Raw genomic sequence first — 21,800 nt, forward strand, 5'->3', positions numbered from 1 at the left:
TTTAATCACGGATATCACATAAAAAAAACAATAACTTTGTCTGAAAATAATAAACATGGAACTTTTCACTTTAGCTAGAGTTTTACATGTCTTAGCTGTTGTTTTATGGATTGGAGGTGTTGCTATGGTAACCACTGTGATCATCCCCTCCATTAAAAAACTTAGTAAGCCAGAAGATCGTTATCAAACCTTTGAAAGTATTGAAGGCAAATTTGCTTTTCAAGCAAAAATTACAACATTAATCACAGCTATTTCTGGATTCTATATGGTTTACTACCTCAACGCATGGGACAGATTCCTTTCTTCCAAATTTTGGTGGATGCATACGATGACCTTAGTTTGGGTACTTTTTACAGTTGTACTATTCATTCTAGAGCCATTTATTCTACATCGACTTTTTAAAAAATACGCCTTATCACACCCTGAAAAAACATTTAAAATTTTACATCGTTTTCACTGGGCTTTATTAACCATCAGCTTAATCACAATTATTGGTGCTGTTGCTGGCAGTCATGGATGGTATTTTTTTTAACACACTTTTAGTCTTTGTAATATACTGCCCACCCATGGTTCTGAGTGGTTGAATCATGAGGCACATCGGTTGACATTCCGGCCGAGAAGTTGGGTATTATTTCTTTGTACAAGCTTATGGAATCATCGACAACATTTTTTGCAAAGATGAGGTAATATACATTATCTGTAGTATGACCGATATAACGATTATCTTCTAATAGGAAGGTATCTCTAATCATATTATAATTCGAATTTGCGACTGGTCCTGTTAGGGTATATCTTATACTATCCTGATATATCGAATATACGACTGTTTGAGTATTTCCTGGGCCAGCTTCAAATGTACGTTTCCATTTTCCTTCAAATGGAATCTCTATTTTTTCAACATCAACTATAGGGTCGTTTTCTTCTGGCGCTTCTTCCTTTTTACAACTTAATAGCGTAGCTACCAATGTTGAGGTAAAAATGATTCTTTTCATAGCTGTGAATTTTTATCAAATGTATCTCTTCTATGATGGATAGTTCCTAACATTTATCAGGTTGACAATAAAATGACAATCACACCGCATTGTCAAAATTCTGTAAAAACGGTTCGCTGTTAGATTCTCTTATTTGTATTCAGCATACCTTTGTTTAGAATAAATCTAAATAAAAAAAACTGGTATGAAAAAAGAAACAATTGAGGATGTTGTAAAAGTGATAAAATCTGGAGATAGGGTTTTTATACATACAGCGGCTGGGGCTCCACAGTATTTAATAAATGCAATGGTAGAGCGTGCGGATGAATTAGAAGATGTAGAAATTGTTTCCGCTCACACAGAAGGAGCGGTTCCTTACGCAAGAGAGGAGTTTAAACATAACTTTAAAATAAACTGTTTTTTTGTTGGAAAAAACATACGCCCTTATGTTCAAAACGGGAGAGCTCATTACATTCCTATTTTTCTGAGTGAAATTCCACAATTGTTTAGAGATCAAAAAATGAAGATTGATGTTGCCATGGTAACGGTATCCCCTCCAGACAGCAAGGGGTATTGCTCACTTGGATGCTCTGTCGATATTTCTAATGCTGCTATAGATTCGGCAAAGTATGTCATTGCTCAGATAAACCCTAACATGCCTAGGGTATATGGAAATGGAGTAATCCATCAATCAAAAATTCATGCTCATGTCTATATCAATGAGCCTTTACATGAGTTAACGATTAATACTCCTACTTCTGTAGAACAAGAAATTGGAAAAAATGTCGCATCATTAGTAGAGGATGGAGCTACTTTACAAATGGGGATTGGAGGGATACCGAACGCAGCCTTGAGTCAATTAAATAATCATAAACATTTAGGAATACATACTGAGATGTGTTCCGATGGAATTGTTGACTTAGTCAATAGTGGGGTTATTGATGGTTCTCAAAAAGTAACAGAACGAGGAAAGATTGTAGCTGGATTTGCTTTTGGAACTCAAAAAATATATGATTTCATTCACGAAAATCCACTAGTAAATATGATGGATGTTGAATATGTAAATGATGTAAGAACGATTAGAAGAAATCCTAAAGTTACTGCTATTAATAGCGCTATTGAAGTTGATTTATACGGACAGGTTTGCGCTGATTCAATTGGGACAAAGCATTATTCAGGAGTTGGTGGACAAATGGACTTTATTCGAGGTGCTACACTGTCTAAAGGAGGAAAAGCAATCATAGCCCTTCCATCTAGAACTTCCAGTGGTATTCCTAGAATAGTTAGCAATTTAAAACATGGAGCTTCTGTTGTAACTACGCGAGCTCATGTACAATATATTGTAACAGAATATGGGACAGCTTACTTGTATGGTAAAAATCTTAAGGAACGTGCTAAAGCTATGATTGAAATAGCGCATCCTGACGACAGAGAGCAGCTATCAGAACTTTATTTTTCACAAAAACAAGAACTTTTATTTGTATAAGAAATGTTAAAAATTAATTCTATTATCTTCTTTTTCATGCTTACTTCATGCACTATTAATCATGAGGAAGTGAAAAAGCACATTGCCTGGAATGTAGGAGATCAAATAACACCTCAAAAAAAACAAAAGCCAGTGGTCAACACCCAAGCTTTTGATTGGAACACTCAGTTTTCAAGACGTATCTTCTGCACTTCAGCAGTGCATGGTTGTATTCATTTCAACAGAAAAGACCCACTAAATAAAGGTTTAAATGGTGCTTTTTTCATCATCTTAGATGATCAAACGCAATTGGATGGATTGATCTATCAATTAAAGACTAATGGTTCTCAAGGTATTGATTGTATAAGAGATGAAATCATTCAATTTTACAGAGTCAACAAATATCAGGTGCATTTAATGCATGATCAAAAAGGAAAGTATCATTACTTATTATACAATAAAAAGAATAACGAGATAAGAAGTGGGGAAATATTATTCACTTAATATTCTTTGAACTTCAAACATTAATAAGGCCTCTTCAAACAAAGCTAACAATGTTTTTATTTCATGTACTGTAAAAGCAAAATAGGTATCCTTAATAGGGGAAGTGATCATCAACTTTTCATGAAATTCTGCTTCATCGTATATGGATACACTCTCTTTGATATCAACTAAAGATAAATAAAGATTAGTAAATCTCGTGATGGACATATAACTTACTATGGCTCCAATTTGAACCTCAACTTGATTACAATATTTACAATGTCTAATCTTACCTATTTCGTTACTTGCTATTTTATCAGAGTGTTTATACATATTATTTAGATTTATTCTAAACAAATAAAAACAGAAAACAAAATAATAGCAATACCACTTTCAAGGTATTTCTCTAATTACTCCTAAGTTTTGACATTTCTGAGACTTAAAAGCTCCAACTAAATCCAAAACTTGGAAGTATAGGTAACTGATATACTTTTTGATTAGCAACAGGCTCTACATAGAAAATATTTTTTCTACTATAGGCATTGGTTACACTGGCTGTTAACTCGATTAAACTTTTATTCTTAAGTTCTAATTTTCTTTTAACAGCAAAGTCTAAACGGTGATATGCAGATAGTCTCCCCTCATTAATATTTCCATAAACAATATCAACATTATTAGCATTAGTAGTAGTATAATCGGTATTGATTCCTCCTCCATTAAAATCTACAAACTGGGTAAATCCTTGAATTTGAGTAAAAGGTAGTCCTGATCCAAAATTCCAACGTGCATTAAGCTCCCATTTCTTATCTTTTCCTAAGAGATATGTTCCAACAAAATTGATGTTATGTCTACGATCAAACACTGGTGAATAGGTTTGTGTACCGTCCCATCTCGTTACTTTTCCTAACGAGTAAACACTCCATAAATAAAGTCTATCATCTGAGTACTTTAATACAAAGTCCACCCCGTAAGCATCTCCTGTTTCAATAATAAAATCTTTCTTTAACACATCAGGGTAGTCATTCACACCATCTTCATATATTTTATTTCTATTCATATTGGATAGTTGCGTAAACCATTTGTAGTACCCTTCTACATTAATAGACCAATGTTTAGCGACATCGTATTCAGCACCTAAAATCGCATGTGTTGCTTTTTGCAGCTTATGCGTAATCTCTCGCTCTGTTCCATCTTCTTGAATTAGCTCTTCCTGCAAGTTATCAGGTCCAGATAAGAACCCGTAAAACAAGTTGACCACATCTCTATCAGAAGTTGCACTAATTAAATTTTGAGAATAGATTCCACTAGCAAATTTCAACCTTAATTTTTCATTGGCATTAAACTTCAATCCTAGACGAGGTTCTGGAGAAACATTTCCTAGAGAGGCATAATATTGTAACCTAAAACCTGGATTTAATACAAAACGGTTTCTTACGATTTTATAATCTAGATATCCTGAAAGCTCAGTTGTATTATCAACCTGCTCAATGGTTCTTCCTACTGAATTTTTAAAATTAAAATCTGTTCTAAACCCATTAATTTCTATACCATACTTGATTTCATCATCTTTCTTGAAGTACTTGAAATCAAAACCTAAAGTAAAGTTATTAACTCCACTGTGTCTTCCTTTTGAAGTATCGACTAAATTGGTATACGGATCTCTTTCTGACAAAGAAATTTTATAATCAGAGATATTAAATCGACCTTCAATCAACACAGGCGTTGCGGCTGGCACCATCACAAAATTTGCTCCTGCCCCATAAGAATCCCATTTTAAATCTAAGAGTTCTTTCCACTTTACATTATCACTAAAATTGTAACCAAAAATATTAGCCTTACTACCATTAGCTCCATTAATAGATACCTTTCCATACAAATCAGTATAATTAAAAGGTAACCCTGCTGTATCCACATAAGAATAAAACAATTTAGACGTTTGTTCTAGGTATGAGGTTTTTCCAGAGAGCACATAAGAGATTGTGCCCCCTCCATCTTCTTTTAGTTTTTTAATTGGCCCCTCTAGGGTTAGTTTTGATCCAAATGGATTAACTGCCGCTCGTCCAGAAAATTTAGATTTATTCCCATCTTTAGTAGTGATGTCCATTACTGATGAAATTCTTCCTCCATATTGTGCACTAAAACCTCCTGTATAAATATCTGCGTTCCTTATAATTTCTGTATCAAAAACAGAGAAAAAACCTATGGAGTGAAAAGGGTTATAAATTACCATTCCATCTAACAATACTTTATTTTGCACTGGTGAACCTCCTCTTACATACATTTGTCCACCTTGATCTCCTGTACTAACCACACCAGGTACTGTTTGAAAGTAGGTTGCAATATCTGCCTCTCCACCTATTGATGGTACTGCTTGAATTTCTTTTTTGGTTGCCTTGATCATCGACATTTTCACTTGCTTCTTCGACTCTTGTCCCTCAGCAGAAACCTCAACTTCATCTAGTAACTTATCGTTTTCTTCTAAATAAATGTTTTTAGAAATAATCTTACCTTTAGTTACTGTTAACGGAATTTCTTTTGTTGAATATTGAACGTTTGTTATTTCAAGTACAACAGCCCCAACTGGAGCATTAGAAATTTGATAAAATCCATTTACATCAGTAGGAGATCCTATTCCTGTACCTTTAATCTTCACATTGGTAAACATCACTGGCTCTCCATTTGCTTTATCATAAACAAACCCTCTAATTGTACCTGTTTCTTGAGCTAAAGCAGTAAATCCAGAAAAAATTATTGATACTAACGTGAGCGCTACTAATTGTTTCAAAAATAGAGTAAGTGAATTCATAGCTTGCTAAATTACAAATTATTACAATTGTATGACCTAATTTTTGTTAAAACTATTAAGCGGTCGATTTTGCCAAGAAAAGGAATCCTTGCTTAATCAAATTTGATTGCTTTTACAGGGGTTATTTTAGTGACAATAAACGAGGGTAGAACTAGTGCTAAGTAGCAAACTACAAAAGCTCCTAAATTGACTAACAACAGTGCAAAAACGGGAATATCCATAGGCACAACACTAACATAATAATTTTCCTGAGGTAAGGTTATGATATGAAATTGTTGCTGTAAGAAAATTACCAAAAAAGCTAAGATATTTCCATACAACATGCCTTTTAAAATGAGGTATGCTCCGTTGTAAATAAAAACTTTTCTTACACTCCAATTAGTTGCCCCTAAAGCTTTTAGGATTCCTATCATTTGCGTTTTTTCTAATATTAAAACCATTAACGCCGAGGTCATATTAATAATTGCAACAATAATCATTAATCCAATGATGATATAGACATTCATATCTAGCATTTCTAGCCAATTGAATATCTCTTCATTCTGCGTAACGATTGTTGTCACATTATATTGAGGCCCCACATATCTTTCTATAATTTCCTCTCCTTCCTCTAATTTTTCAAATTTGTTTAACAGCACCTCTACTCCTCCGCTATAGTGGTTAGCGCTCCCCCCAGAAGTTTTTAATGTGGTAATAAAGGTTCCTCCTTGAGTACGATACGCTGTCACTGAATCATTAAGGTAATTGGGCTCTAAATCTGCCGTACTGCTTTCACAATTACATTGGTTATTCCCTTGCGTTTTAATGGTTAACCAAGCTGTATCTGCTATTGATTTTTGTTCAATCGGCTCCAAGTAGCCATTGGATTCAAAATCTGTAGCCACTAATTGAATTACTGTATCTTTAATTGGACAAAGAATTTGTTTTTGTTCAACACTATAAGGAGCGTTATTCCAACTATAGCGATAATTTTGATTTCCTCCAAAAACCTTTGCACTCACAACTACAAATCCATGTTCACAGTTTTCTTCAACTTTCAAAAATGTTGCTATTCCCCATTCATTCAATTTTCTAACTTGGTTGAGGTCTATAAAGCAAAATTGTCGATCAAAATCTTCTAAGCCAGTTTCATAGATTCCAGCAACTATCAAGTTTCGTTGTTTAGGTCCCTCTTGTTTCACAAAAAAAGTGGCCACTTTATCATTGATTGCTAACTGTAATTTATCTGCAATAAACCTAGACACTACAATGCTATCATTTTCGCCTCGGTTTTGAAAGTTAGGGATCTTTCCCTCTTTTAAATGTTTTTGAAAAAAAGTGTTATTAAAATCATGGCTAACACCTTTAAACACGACTCCTAAGATATCCCTTATCGCTTCTCCTTTTTCATTCTTTTCAAGCACTTCTTTCGCTTGCATGATTGCTGGCTTATAGGCAAATACTTGTACATGATTAACGGATTCATCTGCCTTTATAGCATCCATTGCAATATCGTCAATGAGCAATGGACTTGATTCAAACGATAAATTATTATAAGAACTAGATATTTGAACATGTGAACCAAACCCAATAATTTTTTCCCTTACTTCTTTTTGAAAACCTGAAGCAATAGAAATGGACAATAACATTACCGCAATACCTAATGTAATACCGGCAATAGCTAAAAATACAATAGGTTTAGAAACTTTTTCCTTCCCCTTTTTGTTTTCTAGCATCCTTTTTGCTATATATAGTTCTGTATTCAAATCGTTTTATCTATTTTGCGCCAAATTTAGGTAAAAAACCCATTTTATTATACACATGAAAAATATATTCACCTTATTTTCTTTGTTTGTGCTTTCTTTATTAGAAATCTCAGCTCAAATCAATACAGGAGCAAACCAGACTTCGAAATACCTTCCTCTCTTACAAGGTAAAAAAGTAGCTGTTGTAGCCAACCAAACAAGTGTTATTCAAAACACTCACCTTGTGGACTCTTTAGTTTCTTTAGGAATAACTATAGAAAAAGTTTTTGCTCCAGAACATGGTTTTAGGGGCACTGCAGATGCTGGAGAAAAAGTTGCTGATGGGAAAGATAAAAAAACTGGAATTTCTATTCTGTCACTTTATGGTAGAAAAAACAGAAAACCTTCTGCTGAAAAATTAGCAAATATTGACCTTGTTATTTTTGATATCCAGGATGTAGGTGCGCGCTTTTACACCTATATCAGTACTATGCATTATGTAATGGAAGCTTGTGCAGAAAACAATATTCCTCTATTATTGTTAGACCGACCTAACCCTAATGGTTTTTATGTTGATGGACCGGTGTTGGAGATGAGTCAAAAATCATTCATTGGAATGCACCCTGTTCCTATTGTCCATGGAATGACAATAGCTGAATATGCCCAAATGATTAATGGTGAAAAGTGGCTCAATAACGGAATACAATGTCAATTAGAAATCATTCAATGTAGCAATTATACACACAAAGATAAGTACCATCTTCCTATTGCTCCATCTCCTAACTTACCGAATATGACAAGTATTTACCTTTACCCTTCTCTTTGTTTGTTTGAAGGTACAAATGTTAGTGTTGGTAGAGGAACCACTACACCTTTTCAAATTTTTGGTTCTCCTTTTATTCCTTCTACCGATTTTTCTTTTATTCCCCAACCTATGTTTGGTGCAAAGCATCCTAAACATGAAAATAAACGTTGCCATGGATACGACCTCACTGCTTTTGGAGATCATTTTATGCCTGAATTAGGGGAATTGTATTTACATTGGTTAACGAGTATGTATCATCAATCTTCCAACCCATCTGACTTTTTTAGGAAAGATGGTTTCTTTTATTTATTGACTGGAAATAAAAAAATCAAACAAATGATTGAGGAGGGAAAGTCAGTAAAAACAATCCGAGCATCATGGAAAGATGAATTGAATGCGTTTAAAATGGTGCGTAAAAAGTACTTACTTTACCCAGATTTTGAGTAATGTTTCTTTTGTAACAAATACTACATAAAATACCATTTTTGACAAAAATCATAGTTATGCATCTCTAATAAAAGTTATTTTTGTATTGATATAAAAAATAAGAGATGATTGAAACAGATATATTAATTATTGGAGCAGGGCCTGTTGGGTTGTTTACGGTATTTGAAGCTGGGTTACTAAAATTAAGGTGTCACTTAATTGATTCCTTACCACAGGTTGGTGGACAATGTTCAGAAATATACCCTAAAAAGCCAATTTATGATATTCCTGCGTATCCTTCTATACTTGCAGGAGATTTGTCGGATAAGTTAATGGAGCAGATCGCTCCTTTTAAACCTGGCTTTACACTAGGTGAAACAGCTGTAAGCATTGAGGAGACTGAAGACAACCAATTTATTGTGACAACAAATGCAGGAACTAAACACAAAGCTCCTAATGTTGCCATTGCAGGTGGGCTAGGTGTTTTCACACCAAGAAAACCACCTATTCCTACATTAAAACAATTTGAAAAGAAAGGAGTAGAATATATTGTCAAGGATCCTGAAATATACCGTGACAAACGCGTAGTTATCAGTGGAGGTGGTGACTCTGCTTTAGACTGGGCCATTTTCCTTGCAGAAGGAGTAGCGAAAGAAGTAACCTTGGTTCATCGAAGTAAGAGTTTTAGAGGTCATTTAGACTCTGTACAACGCATTATGGATATGGCTTCTGAAGGTAAAGTAAAGTTGATGACAGATAGTGAAGTATTTGAGTTAGAAGGGGAGGATCAGCTTGAGCGTGTTGTTATTAAAACGAAAGGAGCGGAAAATACTTCTATTGAATTAGATAACTGGCTTCCTTTATTCGGGTTAACTCCTAAACTAGGTCCTATTGCTAAATGGGGATTAGAAATTGAAAAGAATTCTATTAAGGTGGATACTTTTGACTATAGCACCAATAGAGCGGGAATTTTTGCTATTGGGGATGTAAACACTTACCCTGGTAAACTAAAATTAATTTTATGTGGTTTCCATGAAGCTACATTAATGGTTCAAAGCGCTTTCAAAAGAATTTATCCAGAAAAGAATAACGTTTTAAAATATACAACAGTAAACGGGATTAACGGCTTTTAATTAATTAAAGAATAAATCAATGGACAATATCATAACTGTAACGGTTATCGACAGAGAAGGTGTTGAGCACCAATTAGAAGCTCCAACAGACATGAACATGAATATGATGGAGCTTTGCAAAAGCTATGAGTTACCAGTAAAAGGGACTTGTGGAGGAATGGCGATGTGTGCTTCTTGTCAAATGTATGTTCTGAATGATAAAGTTACACTTGAACGTAATGAAGACGAGCAACTAATGTTAGATGAAGCTTGGCATGTAGAAGATAACAGTCGACTAGGATGTCAAATTCATTTAACGAATGAGATGGATGGACTTCTTGTTCAACTTGCTCCTGAGGTTGAAGAGGATGACGATGATGATTGGTAATCATTTCACTTGAAGCATTTAGCTTTAAGCATACTAATATTTACAAAAAAAGCTCTGCATACTGTATGCAGAGCTTTTTATTTTTAAGTATTGCTCCTTAAATTTCTATTCCTAAGACCAGCATATCATCTAGCTGTTCTGCTCCGTTCATCCATTCAACAATTGTATTCTCTAATAAATCTCTTTGAAAATCCATAGACTGTGTTCCTGACCCTTGTAAAATTTCTCTAAATGGTCTATAGTAGAATTTTTTCCCTTTCGGTCCACCTTTTTGATCTGCAAAACCATCAGAGAACATATACAGTCGATCTCCTTTAAGTAGGTCCATTTCTATATTCTCAAATTCTGAGGCTACTTTTTTACTGTTATACCCTACAGACATTTTCGTTGCTTTCACTTCTTCCAACTGTCCAGCTCTATAGAAGTATAATGGGTTTCTTGCTCCAGCAAAGCTTAGTTTATTGTTTGATTTATCAATACAAATTAGCGTCATGTCCATTCCATCTTTTACTTCAGAGACACCTGTTGACATTCCTAGCTGTTCATTGATACGATCACTCATAAACTTTAACACATCTGCTGGTTTATCGATTTTTAGCTCTACAATCGCTTTTTCTATTAAGTTATTACCAATAATAGACATAAATGCTCCTGGAACACCATGTCCAGTACAATCAGAGACAGAAACATACAATTTAGAACCATGTTCATAGTACCAATAGAAATCTCCACTTACAATATCTTTAGGTCTAAAAAACACAAATGAATCTGAAAATTTTTCTTTCAAACCACCAATTGGAGGCAATATTGAAGTCTGGATTTTTTTAGCATAATCTAAACTCTCTTTTATGTTGTGATTCTTATGTTCTAATTCAGCCTTTTGCTCTTCTAGAGAATTTTTCTGCTCTTCAATCAACTCATTCTTAGCGACCAGGGCTTCATTTGCTTTCTTTCTTTCTCTATTACTTTTTAAAACAAAAAGAATTAAAATTGCTAACAAAGCTAATCCAATTCCACCGCCAATTATCATTGTTGTTTGCTTGGCATTTTGAGCTGCTAACAAGTCATTTTTTGCAGCTACTTTCTCTTCTTCAGCTTTAGCTGCTGAAGCAACTGTTTCGGCTAATTTCTTAGCTTGTTCTAACTTTAATTTTTCTTCTTCTTTTTCTTTAATTTCCCTGTCATACGCCTCTTTCTCTAATCGTTTTTTAAGCTCAAGGATCTGCATGGTTTCACTCAACTCACTTATTTTCTCATCAGATAAAATAATCATATCCTCATAATCATTCATTCTTCTTGCAATATCATTTTGATTCTCAATATCAACATCTGTTACACTACTCGCTTTTTTCTCTTGATTTTCTTGGACTATCGAAAGATTTTTAGCGGCACTTTTCTCAAGGGAATTTAGACCATATTGTTTAGCTTTATCTTTAGCCTCTTGCAATTGCTTAATGGCTTTTTCATAATCACCTCTATTAGCATTAAGAGCTCCAATAGCCATCATTGCTTGAACCTCTCCTTGCTTATTTTTTGATTTTTGGTGATGGGCTAAACTTACTTCAAACCATTTAATTGCTTTTTTTCTATCGTTCGCTTTTTTTTCCATGTTAGCATAATCACCTGCCACATACCCTAATGCTCTTTCATCTTTTAGTTTAGTGTAGATATCATAAGACTCCTGAAAACTGTTTCTTGCATCACTAAACTTCTTTAGCGAAGTATATTCTTTTCCTAAGAGACTTAAATCATACGCAGCACTTGGTTCATTACCAAATTCTTGATCAACTTTTAAAACTTTTTCGATTGCTTGAATTGCTTCAGTGTGCTTTCTTAATGCTGACAATGCCTTTCCTTTATTCAAGTATCCATCCATTTCTTCAGCAACATCACCTAAGTCCTGACTTAACTTTATTGCTTCTTCTGCATAAGCTAAACTCTCTTTTCTGTTCTTTCTTAATAAGGTTTTAGAGAGCATATTTAAAACATGTGGTTTTTCTTCTTTAGGAGACGCTTCTAGTTTTTCTTTCAACAGCGTTACCTTATCCTGACTATAAGACACTGATGCTAAAAAACTTAACAAGGCTATTAAAACAATCTTGATATAGTTCATAATTATGTTTGTATAAATGAAAAATCCTATACAACTGGCGTTATACAGGAATTTTTCACAATTAGTTAAATGTTATAGTATTTTTATTTCCACTCGTCGATTTTTCTCTGCCTCTTTCTCATTAGAACGCTGCAACTTACAATCGTTAAGTATATATTTCTCTCCATATCCTACCCCTTTTAATCTTGAGCTTGATATTCCATGTTTAACAATGTACTCAACACAAGCCTTGGCTCTCTTTTTAGACAGTGCTAAGTTATAAGAATCTTTACCGATACAATCTGTATGAGCACTCAATTCGATTTTTACATCTGCATTTTCATTCAGATACTCTACAATATTATCTAAAATTGGGTAAGATTCTTCTTTAATCTTTCCTTTATCAAAATAGAAGTAAATATTATTAATTTTAAGCTTAACATCTTTTTTAGCCGTTGGGTTAAACTTAAGTGGGTTCATCGACTCTATAATGCTTGATCTATTTGGATCATTACTCACTACAGAAGGAATTTCAAAGGCTTTTTCATCATAGCCTTCTCTATTGATGTTCACTCTGTATTCTTTATCTCTACGAATATTGTGCTTCCAAGATCCATATTTATCAGTAAGAACACTTGCGACTTTTACGTATTCCCCGTTTTCATTTTTTTCGTAAAGATCTACTACAGCTCCTTCTACAGCTTTGTTGGTAATCGCGTCAATCATTTGCCCAAATAAAACAGCCTTTTCTAACTTAACTCCACTTTTAATTTGAGCTAACTTTTTATCTCTACGTTTATCGTTTTGTAATAATTCGATTTCTTTTACTTCATAATAAGGGTTATCATAAACGATTTTGTAATCTTTATTTTTGGCAAAATTAGTTCCCCACACACCGTTTTCATCAGTAATATTAACTGAAGACTCTACCCATTCTCCGTCAACTTTTTCGTAAACGATAATTTTCGTTTCTGAGATAGGTTCTCCTGTCTCCTTATCAATAACTTTATACTCAGCTGGAATTAACTTAAATGAATAGATCTTATCTGATCCATCTTCACTATCTCTATTAGAAGATAAAAATCCTGTTACTTGGTCTTTATTTGGAGAAAATGCAAAATCATCAAATGTTGAGTTTAACGGCTTTCCGACATTTTCAGCTTTTTTAAACAATTCATCTTTATCCATTTCAGCTTTAAAGATATCTGATCCTCCAAATCCAAAGTGTCCTCTTGAAGAGAAATACAAGCTGTTATTTACAAAAGATGGTGTCATTTCATCTAACTTCGTATTGACACTTGGACCTAAGTTAACAGGTTTTGAAAATGTACCATCATTATTTTTAGTTGCTTTATAGACATCATAACCTCCCATAGTTCCTTCCATGTTAGATACAAAATATAATGTATTACCATCTTCAGTAATAAAAGGATGAGCACAACTATATTCATTGCTATTAAACGACAATTCTTCTTTTTCAGTCCAAGAACCATCTTTAAACTCTGTTCTAAAAATTTTAAGAACGTTTACACCTTTAGAGCTATAATCCATTTTTTTAGTTTTAGATGGACTGTATTTATTTTTCCCTGAAGAATTAGATGTAAAATAAATGGTATTACCATCTTTTGAGACAGATGGATAACCTGAGTAGTATTGACTTGTTAAATTTTTAGCTAAAACAGTAGGTGCTTCAAAAGAATTTTCTCCTGATTTTTTACTATATCCTAAGTTATAGAATATCGTTTTTCCTTCATCAGTAGATTGTGCTAAACCTGTTAAGACACCTTCTTTATATTCAGAAGTTCCCATACTAATTCCATTGGTAGCAATATTAGTTACATCCACTAAATAAGGTGTTGCATCATCTCCATGAGCTTCTGCCCAATCGATCATTTTATTGAAATCCTTTTTCAATTTAGCATCTCCTTTTTTTTCTGCATATTTTAAAAAGAAAATCTTAGCCTCTTCAGTTTTTCCTACAGTTCTTAACATAGAACTATAGTTTAAGAATTTATCGATATCGTTTGGATTTGCCGCAAGGTATTTTCCGTAATAATCAGACGCTTTATTATAATTATGAGTCTTCTCATTACATTCTGCCAACCCTTTATAGACAAGTACTTTTTGTTCGTCACTAATTTTTGGGTTATTTAAAGCTTGCTCGAAGTTTGCTATAGCTTCTCTATAATATCCTCCTTTTTGTTTTTCAACACCTACAGTAAGCTCTTTTTGCTGTGCATTTAAGTTTAATGCCACAAGTAAAGCGGTGCTTACACTAAAAATTAACTTCCTCATTTGTATATATATTCCTTGTATAATATTTTTTATTTAAAATCTTGGTGGTTCAATTAGTAGGGGCTCTTTTGTTGGCATTTGAAACAACAACATAATCTCATGAGAACCTGTATGATATGTTCCTAATTTTGATAAAGAGAAATCATACGAATAAGCTAATTTGAACATTTCATTAATTTGGAATGACAACAAACCAACCAATTCTTTACTAGAACGATAAGAGACTCCTACTCCTAACCTATCATTAAATACAACTTGGGCATTTAAATCAAATTGAAATGGAGCTCCTGAAATTTGCTTCAATAATGTAGAAGCATTTAAGTCCATGCTTTCTGAAAGTTCAAAGGTATACCCTGCATTCAAGTAATAGTGCATTTGAGAAAAATCAAATGATGTAGAAGCGTTATCAGTACCTGTAGAATCAGACGTTACAGAATTTAATAACAATTTAGGTAGCGACAGTCCTACATAAAATTTATTGGTGTAATAATACATTCCATACTGAAAGTTAGGCAAGACATGCATTCTAGTATCATTGGCAAATAACGGATCATTCGCATCATTTACAGTTGCTTGAGAAAAGTTACTTTGATTTAAAACAGCCATACCAGATAACCCTAAAGCTAATTTAGAATTTGTACCCAATGCAAGGTTATAAGCATATGTCCCTGTTATATCGATTCTATTATTGACTCCAATTTGGTCTCTTACTACTGAAAATCCAGCATTACCATTAGTCGTACCAATAGGTGAATTTACATTGATTGCTTGGATTGATGGTGCCCCTTCAAGGCCTACCCATTGTTGTTTAAATAAACCTGCTCCATTTAATGACCCATAGCTACCTATTGCAGCTGGGTTAACAAATGGTTGGTGCATCATATATTGTGATATATGAAAATAATCTTGAGCTTTCAACGTTCCAGAATATGTTAATACCCCAATTGCAACTATTAAAGTAGATACTATTTTATTCATACTAATTCGACTAATCATTTTACTTTCTTCTTAATTCAAAAGATCCTTTAAGTGGATCGGTTTCTTGATCTTGTGATAATTTTAAAACATAAAAATATGTTCCATCAGAGACTTCTGTTCCTGTTAGGATCATCGCTCCATTAACTTGCCCATTCCAATCGTTCATGTATGGACTAGCCTCATAAACCACATCTCCCCATCTGTTAAAAATCACTAATTCATTTTCTGGGAAATACTCTAAATTTTCAACAACGAAATTATCGTTAAACCCATCACCATTTGGAGAAACCCCTCCTGGAACTTCAATTTCAAACTCTAATTCTGCCAATGCAAAAACGTCATGATTAAAGTCATTGATAGCTGTTTTAGTTAATGAAACATCTGGACTGTTTAATGTTGCTCCAGTTGTTGACGGTGCATAATTAAAATCTAATCCTTTCCACTGTGAATTTGTTCCATCCCATTGTGCTAATGTTTGGTATGCTCCATCAGCATTAAAGAAATCAACTTGAACATCTACAGCATCTGTTCCCGAAAGTCTAGCGATATTAAAGTAATAATCTGTATTAATTGCTCTTACTTGCGCTTCTTTATTGGCTACTGGGAAAGGTCCTACTGCTCCTGAGTTAGATGTTCCTGTATTATCTGAATCAGGATTTTCATCAGACAATCTTACTCCATAAACATTTGCATTTGATGAAGCTGGTGTTAAAAAAACAGGTCTATAAGTATCAGATAACAATCCTGATCCAACTGGAAATGTATAAGTTCCTGTTGAGTTTGTTGCTCTTGCAAGGTATCCACCTAAACTATCGCTTTTTACATATCCTGTATTCCAAACGATAGCTCCAACAGCTGGATTATTTACATGCATTGTATTGGAATTTGTTTGTAATTCCTCATTTCCTAAATCTAATTCATTAGCAACATTAGCATCTAATTCTAAAGTTTTTACAGTTGTCCCTCCAGAGAGTTTTAAGTTATAAAAATCCGTAATTGAACTTCCTTTTATTGCCTGGTTATTTCCATCTAGTGTAACATTTCCAGGACTATTATTAACCAACATGGTATTATTTCCATTATTGGTCCAATCTCCAGACACATTAATATCTCCAGAATTATCAATTGTTCCAGAATTCTGATTAACAACACCACCTTTAACAGTCAACAATCCATTATTTGTGACATGTATACTTCCTCCATCCACAACTAAAACATCCTGTGCGAACACTTGCATAGATAGGGTTGCAAAAATTCCTAATATATATGTGTTTTTTTTCATAATCTTAATTGTTTTATTTTATTGGAAATTAATTAATTTATAATAGCGATGCCAAGGTCCTTGAGCGTTATTTGTTCCATTACCTAACTGCCCATAATGTGGAGCTCCAGTCGTCATCACTCTTCCATCTTCAGTTAAAGCGACCATACTCATATAATCGTTTCTATAATGTCCTATTGGTTGAATATCTACAAATTTCACTGCACCGCTTAATTCATCCATTGCTCTTGCAAATAATCCATTTGGATCAGCGTCATGAGTTCCTCCAGTACCTAGCTGTCCTCCAACATTATCTCCACAAGCCCATATTCTGCCTAGAGTATCTAACACATGAATTGATTTATAACTCCCCCAAGCTTGTAATACTACTTTCTTCACCATTCCTTGGAAAGGTGCTGATGGCATGGTATAATTGGTAACTGTTGTCCCTACTGTTCCTAAACCTAATCCATAATGCGCATTATATCCTGCTACATATAAATCTCCACTATTAGTGACTATTGCGGCAGCGTGGTTATTAACTCCCATGTGTACCTCTTTAGCATTGGTAAAAACATTGCTGGTTTGTGTAAATGTATTTCTATTGGTTGTAGTACCATCTCCTATAACTCCTAATCCATTATAACCTGCACCTAAGACATTTCCAGCTGCATTGATCAACAATGTTGAACCATACGACCATCTTCTCATGACTATATCTTGTGCTGTTATTCCTGAGATGAATTGTGGACTATTAAAATTAGAAGTACTTCCTGTTCCCAGTTGTCCGTATCCGTTATACCCCCATGTGTATAAAGAACCTGTTGCACTAATTGCAGCAACAGAGACTCCTGTTCCACCACCTCCAGACTGCGTCATTTTAACAATGTTTCGACCTTGTAGTGTAGTAATAATTAATGGTGTTTGTTGATCTGTTGTATTTCCTATACCTAATTGTCCTACTCCATTTCTTCCCCACGCATATACATCTCCATTATCTGTTAATGCATATACAGCCTTACCTTCATTAGTATTTGGTGTTGTTGGAGAAATGTATAAATATTTAACTCTAATGTTATTATTTTCAAAATATGCCATTTTGGTCAAATATAATAGTGCTCCAGCTCCAGTACCATTCCCTAACTGACCATTATAATCTTGACCTCTTCTGTAGACTTCTCCACTATCAGTAATAGCCCATAAGGTATTTCTATCAGTAAAAACATGTTTCCACTTTCCTCTTCGATCTCCATTCACGGGATCTACTGGTTCAATATGAGGTTGAAAAGAGTTATCTGTTAACCCTGGAACTCCATATTGATATTGAGCACCATGTCCATGTGCCCAAATATTATCATCTGCACCAATGTATGCTGTACCCAAGATATCGTTTTGACATTGAGCTTCAACAAGCTTAATCATTTGAACACCTGAAGCTCCGACAGTTGGAGTTGTATTAGCAGTATTACTGTTCCCTCCACTTCCGATAGATGACAAATCAATTGTTGATCCACTTGTTATACTTAGGTTCGTTCCATTTAGGCTTATATCCTGCAACTCATTTGTTGGATCAGTATCTGTAAGTGTTACTGAATTAGCTCCTGATATCGACAAGGTATTTCCTGTTAATGTTAAGTTTTGAATCTCATTGGTGACACTTCCATCAACTTCGGTTACTGTTAATGGTGATCCTGAAGTTCCGTTCCCTGAAATATTTGAACCTGATGTATTCACGACATCTGTTCCCCAATTGTCTGCTCCTGAAGGTAAGGTTACTGAATTAGCTCCTGAGATAGACAAGGTATTTCCTGTTAATGTTAAGTTTTGAATCTCATTGGTGACATCTCCATCGACTTCGGTTACTGTTAATGGCGAACCTGAAGTACCATTTCCTGAAATATTTGAACCTGATGTATTCACGACATCTGTTCCCCAATTGTCTGCTCCTGAAGGCAAGGTTACTGAATTAGCTCCTGAGATTGACAAGGTATTTCCTGTTAATGTTAAGTTTTGGATCTCATTAGTGACATCTCCATCGACTTCAGTTACTGTTAATGGCGATCCTGAAGTTCCGTCCCCTGAAATATTTGAACCTGATGTATTCACGACATCTGTTCCCCAATTGTCTGCTCCTGCCACTGAGTTTTGCGCAACCCAACCTGTTCCATTCCATGTTAGTACTTGTCCATTATTTGCAGTTGCTGGTAATTCAATTTCGTTGTTGGGGTCGCTATCTCCATCTGTAACAACAATTGGTGATCCCACTGTTCCGTTTCCTGAGATATTACTACCAGAAACATTTACGACATCTGTTCCCCAATTATCTGCTCCTGAAACTGGGTTTTGTGCGACCCAACTTGTTCCATTCCATGTTAGAACTTGTCCATTTATTGCACTAGCTGGCAATTCAATTTCATTATTGGGGTCGTTATCTAAGTTTATTGCTACCGAAAGCGGCGAACCAATGGTTCCGTTACCAGAAATATTTGTTCCAGTAGTCACTACTGTTTGAGCTCCCCAGTTATCTGCTCCTGATCCAGGGTTTTGTGCAACCCAACTTGTTCCATCCCAAGTGGCAACCTGACCATTAATTGCAGATGTTGGTAATTCCATCTCATTTGTTGGATCATTATCTAAATTGACATCCACACTTAAAGGAGATGCTATGGTACCATTCCCTGAGATATTTGTTCCAGTAGTCACCACCGTTTGGGCTCCCCAATCGTCTCCCCCCGTTCCAGTTCCAATTGCTGACCAAGCTGTGCCATCCCAAAAATAGAATTGTGAATCATCAACATCATAAACCATCAACGATTCATGCAATGTTCCTAGAGACGTTCCTAAAGAATTTCTCTGAACAGTTGTCATTCTTGGAATTAAAATTCCTTTATCTGTTGACTCTATATCTAACGCTGCCATAGGGTTCGGGGTAGCAGTATTAATACCAACACTTTGTGAAAAAGTGTATGAGGAACTAATTACAAAAATCGAAAGTAGAAGTTTTCTCATAGTTGAAGCTAGATTAAAAACGGTTCTTAATGTTTACATAATTACACCTTTTTTTGGTCATAAACAAACCTAAACTTATTTTTTTGTTAAAATTAGCCTCTTCTATGATTAGTCGTTTACTACTGTAGTTAAATTAGTTCATGTACGGCTGGCAATTGCCATACCTTCAATAAAATCAATAATTTTCTTCCCTATATTATTCTATTATTACCCAATAGTCTCTTTACTTGCTTCAAGCCTTTTGATTGCTATGGTCAAATTTTAGTGGATTGTTGAATACGATTTCTACTAAAAAGCCTTATTAATCCTCATTTGTTTTATCAAAACAGTCCTCCTTGAAAAGGGTTTTTATTTTTCCCTAAGTGATTATAGGCTAAGTCTGTTACGATTCTTCCTCTTGAAGTTCGTTGTATATAGCCTTCTTTAATTAAGAAAGGTTCATAAACCTCTTCTATTGTTCCCGCTTGTTCGCCTACAGCTGTTGCTATCGTTGATAATCCTACTGGCCCACCATTAAACTTTTCTATAATCGCTGATAAGATACGATTATCCATCTCATCCAATCCGTGTTGATCAACGTTTAATGCTTCTAGTGAGAATGTCGTAATTTTAGGGGTTATTGTCCCATTTCCTTTTATTTGGGCAAAGTCCCTTACTCTTCTTAATAAGGCATTGGCGATTCGAGGCGTACCTCTACTTCTACTTGCTATTTCGTATGCTGCTTCATACTCAATTGGGACATCTAGAATGCCTGCTGAACGTTCTACAATATCTGTTAAAACTTTAGCTTCATAATATTCCAAACGACTATGTATACCAAATCTTGCTCTTAAAGGTGCTGTAAGCATTCCTGATCGAGTTGTAGCTCCTATTAGGGTAAAAGCGTTTAGGTCAATTTGAACTGTACGAGCATTTGGTCCACTATCTATCAAAATGTCAATCTTATAGTCTTCCATCGCTGAGTACAGGTACTCTTCTATGACAGGACTTAATCGATGGATTTCATCTATAAACAAAACATCACCTTCTTCAAGATTGGTCAACAAACCTGCTAAATCACCTGGTTTATCTAACACTGGTCCTGAGGTTACTTTAAAACCTACACCAAGTTCATTGGCTATGATATTGGCCAAAGTTGTTTTTCCTAGACCAGGAGGACCATGTAGCAATACATGATCTAAAGATTCCCCTCTTAATTTTGCTGCCTCTACAAATACTGACAAATTATCTACTATTTTATCTTGCCCAGCAAAATCATCAAATAACTTTGGCCTTAAAACCTGTTCGATTTCTTTATCTGAACCAAAATCATCTCCGTGTATGTCAAATTCTTCTATCACGTAACAAATATAATTCTTAAATTATTTATTTAGAACTTCCTCTTTATAGATTTTAACGAAATCGACTTTTAGCCTTAAGATAACTATTGGTGCTGAAAATTTTTCTGTAATATTATTCGATTCTCTAAAAACAAATCTATATCCAATACCGCTACCTATTACCAAGTACTTAATCAGGTTATATTCACCTATTAAAGACGGTTCTAAAACGCTCCCAAAAGACTGATAGTCAAACTGTTTTGTTTGCCTGTTTTTATACCCAAGTTTTACGATAGCTAAATCTGTATTCAGTAAGTAAGACCATTTATTTTTTTTATAAAAATTATAGTCACCAAATACTGAGACATAGGAATATCTTAGGTCATAATTTTCATTATTAACGATTGCATTAGGGTTGTCGAAAGTAAAATTATTTTTCATCCAGCTATAGCCTAGGCCTAACTTTATTTTACTTTTAAAATTCAATCCTGCTTTTACCCCATTCATCGTCACTAACTGATTACTTACAAACGAGAACTTAGAATCTAATTTCATCAAAAATTTAGGAGGTGTATTCATCGCTTCTTTAAGGGAGTCTAAATGGTTAACTTGTGAAAAGAAGCTAATAGGAGAACACAATAATATAAACACAAAAAAGTCCATACT

General features: G+C 34.4%; 17 protein-coding genes. 6 read left to right on the forward strand and 11 right to left on the reverse strand.

Going from position 1 to position 21,800, the window contains the following annotated elements:
* Window positions 1–55 precede the first annotated feature (55 nt).
* Window positions 56–532, forward strand: coding sequence for a hypothetical protein (locus tag N4A35_14990; GenBank protein MCT4582719.1), 477 nt, complete (start codon window positions 56–58; stop codon window positions 530–532).
* Between the two features lie 7 nt (window positions 533–539).
* On the opposite strand, the gene N4A35_14995 is transcribed toward N4A35_14990, so the two are convergent.
* Window positions 540–992, reverse strand: a complete 453-nt coding sequence (locus N4A35_14995; GenBank protein ID MCT4582720.1) for a hypothetical protein — start codon at window positions 990–992, stop codon at window positions 540–542.
* 184 nt (window positions 993–1,176) lie between these two features.
* On the opposite strand from N4A35_14995, the gene N4A35_15000 reads away from it, so the two are divergent.
* Together N4A35_15000 and N4A35_15005 are read left to right on the forward strand one after the other, a co-directional pair.
* Window positions 1,177–2,457: a 4-hydroxybutyrate CoA-transferase gene (locus N4A35_15000; protein MCT4582721.1), complete on the forward strand. Its 1,281-nt coding sequence runs from the start codon at window positions 1,177–1,179 to the stop codon at window positions 2,455–2,457.
* A 3-nt stretch (window positions 2,458–2,460) separates the two neighbouring features.
* Window positions 2,461–2,940, forward strand: coding sequence for a hypothetical protein (locus N4A35_15005; GenBank protein MCT4582722.1), 480 nt, complete (start codon window positions 2,461–2,463; stop codon window positions 2,938–2,940).
* On the opposite strand, the gene N4A35_15010 is transcribed toward N4A35_15005, so the two are convergent.
* The 3 genes from N4A35_15010 to N4A35_15020 form a co-directional block, all read right to left on the reverse strand.
* A complete protein-coding gene (locus N4A35_15010) occupies window positions 2,929–3,252 on the reverse strand; it encodes a hypothetical protein (GenBank protein ID MCT4582723.1) in 324 nt (107 codons plus the stop codon). The two genes, N4A35_15005 and N4A35_15010, sit on opposite strands and share 12 nt — an antisense overlap.
* 106 nt (window positions 3,253–3,358) lie before the next feature.
* On the reverse strand, window positions 3,359–5,725 hold the full coding sequence (locus tag N4A35_15015) for a TonB-dependent receptor (GenBank protein ID MCT4582724.1): 2,367 nt from the start codon (window positions 5,723–5,725) through the stop codon (window positions 3,359–3,361).
* Between the two features lie 92 nt (window positions 5,726–5,817).
* Window positions 5,818–7,440, reverse strand: a complete 1,623-nt coding sequence (locus tag N4A35_15020; GenBank protein MCT4582725.1) for an ABC transporter permease — start codon at window positions 7,438–7,440, stop codon at window positions 5,818–5,820.
* A gap of 85 nt (window positions 7,441–7,525) precedes the next feature.
* Between N4A35_15020 and N4A35_15025 the strand changes: the two genes are divergently transcribed.
* The 3 genes from N4A35_15025 to N4A35_15035 all read left to right on the forward strand — a co-directional run bounded on the left by N4A35_15025 (window position 7,526) and on the right by N4A35_15035 (window position 10,180).
* Window positions 7,526–8,701: a DUF1343 domain-containing protein gene (locus N4A35_15025; protein MCT4582726.1), complete on the forward strand. Its 1,176-nt coding sequence runs from the start codon at window positions 7,526–7,528 to the stop codon at window positions 8,699–8,701.
* A gap of 104 nt (window positions 8,702–8,805) precedes the next feature.
* The gene (locus N4A35_15030) at window positions 8,806–9,813 is read left to right on the forward strand and encodes an NAD(P)/FAD-dependent oxidoreductase (GenBank protein MCT4582727.1); all 1,008 of its coding nucleotides are present in this window, start codon (window positions 8,806–8,808) and stop codon (window positions 9,811–9,813) included.
* A gap of 19 nt (window positions 9,814–9,832) precedes the next feature.
* The gene (locus tag N4A35_15035; GenBank protein ID MCT4582728.1) at window positions 9,833–10,180 is read left to right on the forward strand and encodes a 2Fe-2S iron-sulfur cluster-binding protein; all 348 of its coding nucleotides are present in this window, start codon (window positions 9,833–9,835) and stop codon (window positions 10,178–10,180) included.
* A 97-nt stretch (window positions 10,181–10,277) separates the two neighbouring features.
* On the opposite strand, the gene N4A35_15040 is transcribed toward N4A35_15035, so the two are convergent.
* From N4A35_15040 to N4A35_15070, 7 genes are all read right to left on the reverse strand, one after another.
* Window positions 10,278–12,293 (reverse strand): SpoIIE family protein phosphatase, encoded by a 2,016-nt coding sequence (locus N4A35_15040; GenBank protein ID MCT4582729.1) that lies wholly within the window; start codon window positions 12,291–12,293, stop codon window positions 10,278–10,280.
* Window positions 12,294–12,365: 72 nt separating this feature from the next.
* Entirely contained in the window at window positions 12,366–14,567 is a 2,202-nt protein-coding gene (locus N4A35_15045) for an OmpA family protein (protein MCT4582730.1), read from the reverse strand.
* A gap of 33 nt (window positions 14,568–14,600) precedes the next feature.
* Window positions 14,601–15,545, reverse strand: a complete 945-nt coding sequence (locus N4A35_15050) for a type IX secretion system membrane protein PorP/SprF (GenBank protein MCT4582731.1) — start codon at window positions 15,543–15,545, stop codon at window positions 14,601–14,603.
* Between the two features lie 19 nt (window positions 15,546–15,564).
* On the reverse strand, window positions 15,565–16,827 hold the full coding sequence (locus tag N4A35_15055; GenBank protein ID MCT4582732.1) for a gliding motility-associated C-terminal domain-containing protein: 1,263 nt from the start codon (window positions 16,825–16,827) through the stop codon (window positions 15,565–15,567).
* 18 nt (window positions 16,828–16,845) lie between these two features.
* Complete coding sequence (locus N4A35_15060) at window positions 16,846–19,815, reverse strand: hypothetical protein (protein ID MCT4582733.1); 2,970 nt, start codon at window positions 19,813–19,815, stop codon at window positions 16,846–16,848.
* A gap of 320 nt (window positions 19,816–20,135) precedes the next feature.
* On the reverse strand, window positions 20,136–21,155 hold the full coding sequence (gene ruvB, locus N4A35_15065; GenBank protein MCT4582734.1) for a Holliday junction branch migration DNA helicase RuvB: 1,020 nt from the start codon (window positions 21,153–21,155) through the stop codon (window positions 20,136–20,138).
* 21 nt (window positions 21,156–21,176) lie between these two features.
* A complete protein-coding gene (locus N4A35_15070; protein ID MCT4582735.1) occupies window positions 21,177–21,797 on the reverse strand; it encodes a hypothetical protein in 621 nt (206 codons plus the stop codon).
* Window positions 21,798–21,800: the final 3 nt, after the last annotated feature.

Source organism: Flavobacteriales bacterium (genome assembly GCA_025210295.1).
Lineage (GTDB): Bacteria > Bacteroidota > Bacteroidia > Flavobacteriales_D > Parvicellaceae > S010-51.